Here is a 10218-nt window from a genome sequence, read left to right on the forward strand (position 1 = left end):
GCTTCTTTGCAATCCATAAATTTGCACCACTGCCGCAGCCAAATTCACATACATTCATATTGTCACTTAGCTGGAAATAAACATCATCCCCATAAAGCTTTGCTTGCTCTTCAAGACGTTTTTGCTCTTCCTCTGCACCACCTAGCTGATAAGTCACGGGAATTTACCTTATTAATTTTATAAACACTAAGAAAAACACATTCATAAACAGAGCATGCGCTAGCATTAAGCAAAGATAAAAAAATGAGTGCGGATTAGCACTCATTATCTAAAAAGCATGTTACTGCACTCTATAAATTTATAGAACAGTTTCTTTCAATGCTTTAAGCGCAGTCACCTTCACTGTTGTCCGTGCAGGTTTTGCCGGAACGTGAATTTCTTCACCATTGAATGGACTGATAATTGTGCGCGCTTTTGTTGCCGCCTTCTTAGAACGGCGAATTTTCACACCCACTTCTGGAATAGTAAATTCACCAGAACCCCGTTTTTTCATATGACGTGAAATTAGAATACGCAAGCTTTCAAAAACCTGCAATACGTCTTTTTTAGGCAATCCTGTCTCATCAGCAATGCTGTTTACCACTTGGATTTTAGTCATACGATCTGCAATCGCAGAGAATTTTGCCTTACGGCCTGCAGGTGCAGCTGCTTTTTTGTTGTTGTCGCTTTCTTTCTTGGCATCACAATACCCTTTCATTATTTACATGTCCTAAGATTTATAAGTCATTTTCCATACAAATGCAACAACATTCGTGCAATTACTTAATATTAATCATCAAAAGTTAGAAAATTAACTTATTTTATGCCTAAGATGGACTTAAAATCAGCAAAAACCTCCTCTATTCGCAAATAAATAATGCGCTATTTAAGCAAACCATAAGGTATTCACCATATTTAATATAAACCACGATAAGACAAAATATTTACAAAATAAATAATCACAACCGAAAACAGTAACAAACATATAACAAAATAAAGTGAGCCGGCTTAATTTAAATCCTAAGTTAAGCCGATATTAATAAATTTGTTATTTTCCGGTTGAAATTATTTTCCATGTCCCATCTGGTTGACGGCAAGCCGTACCATAAATTTGCTGTTCCTGCCCTGCAATTATTGCTTTTTGCTGGAATTCTCGACAATATTGATTACGCTGCTCTTGTTTATTATAACGCTGGTAGGTTCGAACCGGCTCCACACTATAACGATTGCCAGTGTCTGGATTGCGCCAACGTTTTACTTGACCGGTTTTAGCCGTTTCTAAGCTCTGATTTAACTTCACCTTATCTTGTTGATCCATCGATTGACCAATTTTAGAGCCAATTAATCCACCTAAAACAGCACCGCCGATTGCCATCGCTACCCGGCCACTGCCCTTACCAAACATTTGCCCTGCAACACCACCGACAACCGCTCCTGTTGCCGCACCGACTTCTTGACGATTGAAGTTTTGCGCACAACCTGCAATAAGTGCGGTTATTACGATTAAGCTACAGCACTCTAAACATCCTCTGTTCATCATTTCCATCCTATAAATAAAGCAATAAAATATGATTCCGTAATTAATTATAGTGCAGCCAGTGCATCTTCTAAGTGCTTCACACCAATCACTTCGATTCCTTCGACCGCTTGTTTAGGGCAATTTGCGAACGGCACAATCGCCTGAGTAAAGCCATGCTTAGCTGCTTCTTTAATCCGCTCCAGGCCACGTTGTACCGGACGAATTTCCCCTGATAACCCAACTTCACCAAAAATAATTAACTCTTGCGAGAGCGCCTTGCCACGTAAACTCGACACACAAGCTAATAACAAGGCTAAATCAGCCGCGGTCTCAGTAATTTTCATCCCTCCAACGACATTAATAAAAACGTCTTGATCATAACTTGCAACACCACCATGGCGATTTAATACGGCAAGCAGCATCGCCAAACGATTTTGATCTAACCCGACAGCAATCCGCCGCGGGTTAGGTGAATGCGCTTCATCAACCAATGCCTGGACTTCAACCAACAGGGGGCGTGTTCCTTCCCAGGCGACCATCACCAAACTTCCTGGCTGCAAGTCTTCATAACGCGATAAAAATATCGCGGATGGGTTGCTTACTGTTTTAAGTCCAGTTTCGGTCATCGCAAAGATACCTAATTCGTTGGCCGCACCAAAGCGGTTTTTCACCGCGCGCAATAAGCGAAAACGGCTATCTTGCTCCCCTTCAAAATAAAGCACCGTATCGACCATATGCTCCAACACCCGCGGCCCAGCGAGCGCGCCTTCTTTAGTCACATGACCCACTAAAAATAAACAAATCCCAGTACGTTTAGCAAACTGCGTCAGTATCGCCGCACTCTCACGCACTTGCGCCACACCACCAGGGGCAGATTGTAAACTCTCAGTGAAAATCGTTTGAATCGAATCGACAATCAGCACTTTAGGTCGCTCTATTTCTGCCGCTTTTAAAATACGCTCAACCTGCGTTTCTGCTAATAATCTCAAATCAACTTCTTGAGACAAGCCTAAACGTTTTGATCTGAGTGTCACCTGCTCGAGCGATTCTTCACCGGTCACATATAAAACCTTACCAAAACTCGTGCATTTTACCGATGTTTGCAACAATAAAGTGGATTTGCCAATCCCTGGATCCCCGCCTAATAAAGTGACAGCCCCATGCACCAACCCCCCCCCAAGCACTCGATCAAATTCAGAAATACCGACAGGCTGACGGCTAATTTGCTCCGGGGTAATTTCATTTAAACTCTTCACCTCAGGCGCATCAACACCTGCATATCCAGAAAAACGTTGACTGCGCCCCGGACGACTCGGCACCACCTCTTTCACTTCAGTTAAAGTATTCCATTGCTGGCAATGTGGGCATTGGCCTAACCATTTTTTAGTCACACCGCCACAGTCATTACAAACATATTGGTTTTTTTGTTTGCTCATACTATGCTTAGCCTTCTAAAATATTTTTTCTTATAGTTACAATAAAGGTGAGAGGATAATGGAGCAACAACAATGCGTACAAGGATACATTATACCATGCTAAGCCTTGCTGTCATTGCGGCCGCCTACCTCACTCAACAACAATTTTCAACAACAACCACACCAGTCCTCAAAACAAATACAGCACGCTTACAAAAAGCGTTCGCCCCTGCCCCCTCTCAACAACAATTTATTGAAAAAATCACCCAAAGCGAAAATCAAGTCAACCAAAAGATTCTACAAAAGCGTAAAAAAATTCTCAATTTAATGCAGCAAACAACACTCTCTAACCAAGACATTAACCAACTTAAAAAAATTGCCAAACAGTATAAATTAAAAAATTTAAACTTTAAGAGCAGAAGTGAACAGGACTTTAATCAGTTACTAAAGCGTGTGGATATTATCCCCAGTGCCTTAGTCACCGCACAAGCCATTAATGAATCGAACTGGGGCCGCTCCCGCTTTGCTACAGAGGGTAATAATTTTTTTGGCATGCGCTGCCATCGCTCGGGTTGCGGTATTATCCCCAAGGCTCGCCCCGAGGGCAGCCGCTGGGAAGTGGCCAGTTATTCATCAGCTACCGATTCAGTACGTGCTTATATTCACACTTTAAACACACTCGGCGCCTATCAAAAATTGCGTGATTTACGCGCCAAAATGCGTGCTGACCATCAAACTTTATCACCCTTTAAGCTTGCAGCAGGACTCACCGCTTACTCGATTAAAGGCGAAAAATACGTGCAACTGATTCAAAATATTATTGCTCGCTACCTGCCAGAAGAACCCCCTCAGCTAGGTTAACCTGATCTTGCCAAAGATAAGGTGCACGCAAAGGCATATTGCAGACAAGTTCATAAGCAATTGTGCCAACATGCTGCGCAATTTCCTCAACAGGCAAGCCATCTCCCCAAACGGTCACCTGCTCACCGACCGACACTTCAGGGCATTTTCGTAAATCGATCGCAATCATATCCATAGACACACGCCCGACCAAACCACAACGCTCACCGTGAACTAAAAATGGCGTGCCATTCGGTGCAAGTCTTGGATAACCATCGCCATAGCCCAAAGAAATAATTCCAACCAACATATCTTCAGGACACTGCCAGGTTGCACCATAACCAACAAATTCACCTTGGCGTAACAGCTTCACACTAATAAGCTGTGTGACCACATGCATCACCGGCTGTAAATCTAACTCCTCTGCACTGATATCTGCAAACGGTGAAATACCATACAACATAATGCCGGGGCGCACCCAATCATAAGTCTCATTATTAAAGTTAAAAATCGCCGCCGAATTTGCGCAAGAATAAGGGCCTGGTAATTTTTTTTTCACTCGGTGAAACGCTGAAATTTGTTTTTTATTTAATTCATGCCAAGGCTCATCAGCACAAGCAAAGTGGCTCATCAATCCTAATTCAGCAACTTTATGGCTTTTTTTTAAGCTCGTATAAATATCGATTAAGCTATCTAAGCTCTCTTTTGAGGTGCAATTAAAACCTAAACGCCCCATCCCCGTATCTAATTTTAGCCAGATATTAATCGGCTGAATTTTTGCAGTATAATTATAAAGCCAATCGATTTGCTCTTGGCAGTGAACCACCAAACTAAAATTATACTCTTCGACTCGCTTTAATTCTTCAGGACTAAAAATACCTTCCATCAAGACAATCGGCGAGGTGATCCCCTGCTCACGTAACTTAACCCCTTCTTCAATGGCTGCAACACCAAAACCATCGACATGTGTATCTAAATACTCAGCAACTTTAAAACCATGACCATAGCCATAAGCTTTCACCATCGCTAACACTTTACTCTTCGGCGCTTTTTGACGAACCTTTTTTAAATTGTGAAGTAATGCAGATCGACTGAGTAAAACACGTGTTGCACGCCCCATAAACACTCTCCCCAAGTGCAATAACAAGCCATAACCCATCCAATTTTTTATTTTACTGGTAAGCCTCGAATCCTTCTTCATTCATCGGTGAATAATTATCAAACCGCGTATACCTGCCTTGAAAGGTTAGACGCACTGTGCCAATCGGTCCATTCCTTTGCTTACCAATAATAATCTCAGCAATGCCTTTGTCCTGACTCTCTGGATTATATACTTCATCACGGTAAACGAACATAATCAAGTCAGCATCCTGCTCAATCGCACCAGACTCACGCAAATCACTCATCACTGGACGCTTATCTGAGCGTTGTTCTAAGCTACGATTGAGCTGAGACAACGCAATTACAGGGACATTTAATTCTTTGGCCAAAGCTTTTAAGGAGCGAGAGATAACAGAGATTTCTGCTGTACGATTATCTTCACCCGGCACCTGCATTAACTGCAAATAGTCAATAATAATCATGCCTAGCCCCCCTTGCTCACGAGCAAGCCGACGCGCACGGGCACGTAACTCAGCAGGGCTTAAGCCGCCCTGATCGTCAATGAATAAATTATTGCGCTCATTGAGCATCGTCATCGCATTGGTTAACTTCGGCCAATCATCATCTTCAAGTTGACCTGAACGCAATTTACTTTGATCAATTCGTCCTTGCGATGATAGCACACGAAAAATCAATGATTCTGATGGCATCTCCATACTAAACACTAATACGGGTTTTTCATGGTGAAGCGCCGCATGCTCAGCGATATTCATAGCGAAGGTTGTTTTTCCCATCGATGGACGTCCTGCAACAATCACTAAATCCGATGGCTGCAAACCCAAGGTCATACTATCTAAATCATCAAACCCTGAAGACACCCCGGTAATTGCATTACCCGAGTGAAATAATTCATCAATTCGGTCTAACACATTGGGGAAAAACTACTACGAATCGATTCAGGGCCCGTTTGTTCTTTGACTCCTGATTCAGCAATGGCAAAGACTTTACTTTCTGCCTCATCAAGCAACTCATCACTGGTACGCCCTTCAGGCATAAATGCACTTTCAGCAATACCATTAGCCGTATCAATCAATTTTCGTAGTACAGCACGTTCATGCACAATATGGGCATAATGAGTAATATTAACGGTACTCGGGGTATTTTTTGCAAGCTCGCCCAAATAAGACAGCCCCCCCATCTTCTCAAGCTCCCCCTTGGACTCTAGCGCATCAGAGACCGTAATCACGTCAATCGGTTGGTTTAAATCGGTGAGACTATGAATTTCCTGAAAAATCAGGCGATGTTCTGGTCGATAGAAATCACCTGCGGCCACCACGCTGACAATTTTATCCCAAGCGCCTTGATCAAGTAACAGACCACCTAATACCGATTGTTCCGCTTCTATCGAATGAGGAGGCACTTTTAAGTCAGCGACCTCAGTGGGACGTTGTTTTTTTAATTCTTGTTTTGCTTTCATCATTGCATTATATCAAGTGCACTTAAACAGGCTATATTTTTATTCTTGCTATTATTAGCATTATTGACTTATTCCAATTAAACAAGAGGCCCAATCAATGGGCCTCATGTTTCTTAGCGTAATGTATGCGTAACGTTTAGCGTTACCTTATTGCAGCCTCTTAGCTTGCTGCAACAACGTCCACTTTAATAGTGACTTCAACATCACCATGTAAGTGTAGCTCAACGTCATATTCACCGAGTTGGCGAATTGAGCTTTGAGATAGACGAATGTCTTGACGCGCAATCTCAATGCCTTTTTCAACCAAAGCAGCAGCAATGTCTGCTGTGCCGATGGAACCAAACAGCTTGCCTTCGTCACCGGCTTTCGCGGTCACGGTAACAACAGCCAATTCAGTCACCGCTGCAGCACGTTTTTGTGCTTCAGCTAGCTTCTCTTGAGCTAATCGCTCAATTTCAGCGCGACGTGCTTCAAATTCTTTCAGGTTTGCTGCAGTTGCAGGAACCGCTTTACCTGTAGGAATCAAAAAGTTACGAGCATAACCTGATTTGACGATCACTTGTTCACCAAGCTCACCCAAGTTACGAACTTTTTCTTTTAAGATAATTTGCATGTAACAGCTCCTTACTGATGACGGTCAGTATATGGCAATAATGCAACGAAGCGCGCACGCTTAATCGCTGTTGCCAATTGACGCTGGTAACGTGCACGCGTACCGGTGATACGGCTAGGCACAATTTTACCGCTTTCAGTAACGTAGTTACGTAGCATTGCAGTATCTTTGTAATCAATTTCTTTGATATCTTCTGCTGTAAAACGGCAGAACTTACGACGACGGTAGTTAAATGACATCTTGATAATCTCCTAGTAAAAAAACATTCAGTCTGGTTTAGTCTTCAGCTTTCGCTAAAAGAGAAGGTTCAGTGATTGCATTTTCACGGCGAAGAACAAGATGACGTAATACCGCATCGTTGTAACGAAACGCATCTTCAAGCTCGACACGCGCTTCTTCACCACACTCAATGTTCATCAACACGTAGTGTGCTTTGTGCAACTTGTTTATTGGGTAAGCAAGTTGACGACGTCCCCAATCTTCAAGGCGATGAATTTTACCTTGATGAGTTGTTTCTATGTTTGCACGGTAGCGCTCAAGCATAGAAGGAACTTGTTCACTCTGATCAGGGTGAACCATAAATACGACTTCATAGTGACGCATTATTGATACTCCTTATGGCTAATAGCCTTTTACATTAAACGTAATAAGGCAAGGAGGCCTCATTAAGAGGCGAAATTATACCTGATTTAACTGCGAAGCTCAACTGCTGCAATTTTTATGAATTTGTCTTAAGTGCTTGATTAAACGACCGTAATAAACGCTTGCCTTTAAAATTATTTTTAAAACAGACATATAAAGGGATTTTTGTCTCGAGCAAACGCTCATTCATAACTAACCTATTGACTAAATTACTATTATTTTTATTATCTTCTTGCTGCAACCCCGCTAAGACACTCGGGTCAATCACGGCTAAATCAATTTGCTTGGTCACTAACGCCTGAATATTCGCTTCATCGTTTGGAAACTCAATGACAGAGAGCTGCCCTTGTGCCAACGCCCAATCAAAGGCTTCACTGTTATAATAGCCTGCCACCACACCAATCCGATATCGCCCTAAATCCGCAAGATCTTTCCATTGTACTTTAGCTCCAGGGCGCTCAGCAAAACCTAAAGCGCTATAACCGACAGGTAAAGAAGCCAAGCCCTTACGCGCCTTACAGGCATAAGCAGGGAAAAACGCCATTGCCCCATCACTAAATTTAATCGCTTCAGCCCAATTCATAAATTGGATTTTTGCACCCATTCCCATTTTCTTCAGTGTTTTTTCAACTTTAATACTCGTTTGGCCAAGACCTTCGGCTTTCTCACTGGTATAAGGAGGCCACTCACTGGCATTGAGTTTAATCGTCCCCGCATACCCCATATTTATGGCCAAGCCGATCAATAACCACATGAGTAGCAATATTCTGTTCATCCTTATCACCTTTCTTCATCCAACTGCTTTACCCGATTTTACATCCATACAAAAACAAGGCACACTGAAACCATTACCAATTTTTTAACCTATTTAGAATACCATTCTCATGCAACAAACAGAACCTTATTCACTGATTGGCAAACAATTAAGCGCCTTACTCGAAGGCTCTAACCACTGGTTAACCAACAGCAGTCAAATGAGTGCCTTTATTTTTCAACAAATCAAAGAACTCAACTGGGTCGGCTTTTATTGGCTTAACCCAAGTAAAGAGCGTTTAGAGCTTGGCAGTTTCCAAGGCAACCCTGCCTGCAACCCTATCCCTTTAGGCAAAGGCGTCTGCGGCACTTGTGCAATCACACAAGAAACCCAGCGCATAGATGATGTCACATGCTTAGATAATCATATTGCCTGCGATCCAAATTCACGCTCTGAGCTTGTACTCCCTGTCATTCAAAATAATGTTTTTTACGGCGTGCTCGATATCGACTCACCCAAACCAAAACGTTTTAATGCAGATGACCAAGCAGGCATTGCTCTCTTACTTGAGCAATTTTGTCAAAAAACAGACTTAACACCCATTTCAGCGCTCTTTTAGCAAGACCAGAACCAAGACCAGAATCAATAGCACACTCGCTCTTAATATATTCTGGCCGATCATTGGCAGCGAGTTTGCGCCCTACGTATTATTATGAAAAATATCAACACACGTATCATTCAACTCGCTGTCCCTCTCATCCTCTCTAATTTGACTATTCCTTTATTGGGCCTTACCAATACCTTTGTTGTCGGCCATTTGCACAATAGCAGTTATCTTGCAGCGGTTGGCCTTGGTACAACCATTTTTAACTTTATTTACTGGAGTCTTGGTTTCTTGCGAATGACGACCACCGGCGTCATTGCTCAGGCACAAGGACAGAACTCAAGTACAGAACATTCGATTATTTCACACAGCTTACTCATCGCCTTTGCCCTTGGCGTCATATTATTGATTTTTCAATCACCTATCGAAAAAGCAGCGTTAATACTTCTTTCTAGCGACGATACTATCAATACACTCACCGCGCAGTATTATGCCATTCGCATTTGGGCCGCCCCTGCCGCACTAATTAATTATGTTTTGATCGGCACTTGTATCGGTTTACAAAAGCCGATAACCGCTCTGGCTTTAACAACAGCCATGAACCTTATTGCGATTATACTCGATATTATTTTTGTCTTTCATTTACATATGGACATCAAAGGTGTTGCTCTTGCTGATGTTGTTGCTCAGTTTATCGCAATGATTGTAGGTTTGTTTTTACTCAAAAGGAAACTCAATATTCTTTCCTTTAATTTCAATAAAACCTAGCAAAAAAACTAATTTCAAATAATAAAGATGTATTTATTAGAACATTATTTTTAAATTTTTTTCATTTACTTTTTTTACCATACAAAGCGCTCGCCTGGGTGCGACGACACTGGCAGTGAATACCGTACTACTTAACTTTTTCATGCTAGTCAGTTTTGCTCTCGATGGTTTTGCCAATGCCACCGAAGCGCTTACCGGGCACTATGCTGGCAAACATGATTACACAGGGCTTAAAAAAATCGTAGTGCTCACAGGGCGTTGGATATTCATTGTCGCCGTTTTATTTCTCATCACGTATAGTTTTGCCGGTCAGTGGATTATTAATACAATCACAACCTTGCCTAATATTCGAGAAATTTCAGGCCATTATTTACCTTTTATCATTATTCTTCCTCTTCTTGCTGCTGGAGGCTTTTTATTTGATGGTGTTTTTATCGGCACCAATCAATTTGTCGCTATGCGCAATGTGATGTTTATCGCTTTATCTGCTATATATTGACCTGGTA

At 42.1% G+C, this 10218-nt stretch carries 12 protein-coding genes and 1 pseudogene; 4 read left to right on the forward strand and 9 right to left on the reverse strand.

Going from position 1 to position 10218, the window contains the following annotated elements; translation table 11 throughout:
* Window positions 1-298: 298 nt before the first annotated feature.
* The 3 genes from BGC07_RS03315 to radA all read right to left on the reverse strand — a co-directional run bounded on the left by BGC07_RS03315 (window position 299) and on the right by radA (window position 2934).
* Window positions 299-697 carry an HU family DNA-binding protein gene (locus BGC07_RS03315; RefSeq protein WP_069311950.1) on the reverse strand — a complete coding sequence of 133 codons (399 nt, stop codon included), beginning with the start codon at window positions 695-697 and terminating at the stop codon, window positions 299-301.
* Between the two features lie 330 nt (window positions 698-1027).
* Complete coding sequence (locus BGC07_RS03320) at window positions 1028-1519, reverse strand: RT0821/Lpp0805 family surface protein (RefSeq protein WP_235602882.1); 492 nt, start codon at window positions 1517-1519, stop codon at window positions 1028-1030.
* Window positions 1520-1563: 44 nt separating this feature from the next.
* Window positions 1564-2934 (reverse strand): DNA repair protein RadA, encoded by a 1371-nt coding sequence (gene radA / locus BGC07_RS03325; RefSeq protein ID WP_069311952.1) that lies wholly within the window; start codon window positions 2932-2934, stop codon window positions 1564-1566.
* A gap of 72 nt (window positions 2935-3006) precedes the next feature.
* Between radA and BGC07_RS03330 the strand changes: the two genes are divergently transcribed.
* On the forward strand, window positions 3007-3774 hold the full coding sequence (locus BGC07_RS03330) for a glucosaminidase domain-containing protein (RefSeq protein WP_077216730.1): 768 nt from the start codon (window positions 3007-3009) through the stop codon (window positions 3772-3774).
* Here BGC07_RS03330 and alr read toward each other — a convergent pair.
* The 6 genes and pseudogenes from alr to BGC07_RS03360 form a co-directional block, all read right to left on the reverse strand.
* A complete protein-coding gene (gene alr, locus BGC07_RS03335) occupies window positions 3731-4873 on the reverse strand; it encodes an alanine racemase (RefSeq protein ID WP_069313788.1) in 1143 nt (380 codons plus the stop codon). The genes BGC07_RS03330 and alr overlap by 44 nt on opposite strands.
* 52 nt (window positions 4874-4925) lie before the next feature.
* Window positions 4926-6331 (reverse strand): annotated as a pseudogene (dnaB, locus tag BGC07_RS03340) (replicative DNA helicase).
* A 160-nt stretch (window positions 6332-6491) separates the two neighbouring features.
* The gene (gene rplI, locus BGC07_RS03345) at window positions 6492-6944 is read right to left on the reverse strand and encodes a 50S ribosomal protein L9 (RefSeq protein WP_069311954.1); all 453 of its coding nucleotides are present in this window, start codon (window positions 6942-6944) and stop codon (window positions 6492-6494) included.
* A gap of 11 nt (window positions 6945-6955) precedes the next feature.
* A complete protein-coding gene (rpsR, locus tag BGC07_RS03350; RefSeq protein ID WP_064005273.1) occupies window positions 6956-7183 on the reverse strand; it encodes a 30S ribosomal protein S18 in 228 nt (75 codons plus the stop codon).
* Window positions 7184-7220: 37 nt separating this feature from the next.
* Window positions 7221-7547: a 30S ribosomal protein S6 gene (gene rpsF, locus BGC07_RS03355; protein ID WP_069311955.1), complete on the reverse strand. Its 327-nt coding sequence runs from the start codon at window positions 7545-7547 to the stop codon at window positions 7221-7223.
* Between the two features lie 115 nt (window positions 7548-7662).
* Window positions 7663-8361 carry a substrate-binding periplasmic protein gene (locus tag BGC07_RS03360; RefSeq protein WP_077216732.1) on the reverse strand — a complete coding sequence of 233 codons (699 nt, stop codon included), beginning with the start codon at window positions 8359-8361 and terminating at the stop codon, window positions 7663-7665.
* 109 nt (window positions 8362-8470) lie between these two features.
* Between BGC07_RS03360 and BGC07_RS03365 the strand changes: the two genes are divergently transcribed.
* The 3 genes from BGC07_RS03365 to BGC07_RS03375 all read left to right on the forward strand — a co-directional run bounded on the left by BGC07_RS03365 (window position 8471) and on the right by BGC07_RS03375 (window position 10211).
* Window positions 8471-8959 (forward strand): GAF domain-containing protein, encoded by a 489-nt coding sequence (locus BGC07_RS03365; RefSeq protein ID WP_069311957.1) that lies wholly within the window; start codon window positions 8471-8473, stop codon window positions 8957-8959.
* Between the two features lie 93 nt (window positions 8960-9052).
* On the forward strand, window positions 9053-9712 hold the full coding sequence (locus tag BGC07_RS03370; protein ID WP_069311958.1) for an MATE family efflux transporter: 660 nt from the start codon (window positions 9053-9055) through the stop codon (window positions 9710-9712).
* 46 nt (window positions 9713-9758) lie between these two features.
* Window positions 9759-10211, forward strand: a complete 453-nt coding sequence (locus tag BGC07_RS03375) for an MATE family efflux transporter (RefSeq protein ID WP_268801693.1) — start codon at window positions 9759-9761, stop codon at window positions 10209-10211.
* Window positions 10212-10218 lie beyond the last annotated feature (7 nt).

This window comes from Piscirickettsia litoralis (assembly GCF_001720395.1).
Classification (GTDB): domain Bacteria; phylum Pseudomonadota; class Gammaproteobacteria; order Piscirickettsiales; family Piscirickettsiaceae; genus Piscirickettsia; species Piscirickettsia litoralis.

Coding starts and splice junctions, on each gene's coding strand:
- BGC07_RS03315 (WP_069311950.1), bottom strand. CDS start 697: ATGAAAGGGTATTGTGATGCCAAGAAAGAAAGCGACAACAACAAAAAA.
- BGC07_RS03320 (WP_235602882.1), bottom strand. CDS start 1,519: ATGATGAACAGAGGATGTTTAGAGTGCTGTAGCTTAATCGTAATAACC.
- radA (WP_069311952.1), bottom strand. CDS start 2,934: ATGAGCAAACAAAAAAACCAATATGTTTGTAATGACTGTGGCGGTGTG.
- BGC07_RS03330 (WP_077216730.1), top strand. CDS start 3,007: ATGCGTACAAGGATACATTATACCATGCTAAGCCTTGCTGTCATTGCG.
- alr (WP_069313788.1), bottom strand. CDS start 4,873: ATGGGGCGTGCAACACGTGTTTTACTCAGTCGATCTGCATTACTTCAC.
- rplI (WP_069311954.1), bottom strand. CDS start 6,944: ATGCAAATTATCTTAAAAGAAAAAGTTCGTAACTTGGGTGAGCTTGGT.
- rpsR (WP_064005273.1), bottom strand. CDS start 7,183: ATGTCATTTAACTACCGTCGTCGTAAGTTCTGCCGTTTTACAGCAGAA.
- rpsF (WP_069311955.1), bottom strand. CDS start 7,547: ATGCGTCACTATGAAGTCGTATTTATGGTTCACCCTGATCAGAGTGAA.
- BGC07_RS03360 (WP_077216732.1), bottom strand. CDS start 8,361: ATGAACAGAATATTGCTACTCATGTGGTTATTGATCGGCTTGGCCATA.
- BGC07_RS03365 (WP_069311957.1), top strand. CDS start 8,471: ATGCAACAAACAGAACCTTATTCACTGATTGGCAAACAATTAAGCGCC.
- BGC07_RS03370 (WP_069311958.1), top strand. CDS start 9,053: ATGAAAAATATCAACACACGTATCATTCAACTCGCTGTCCCTCTCATC.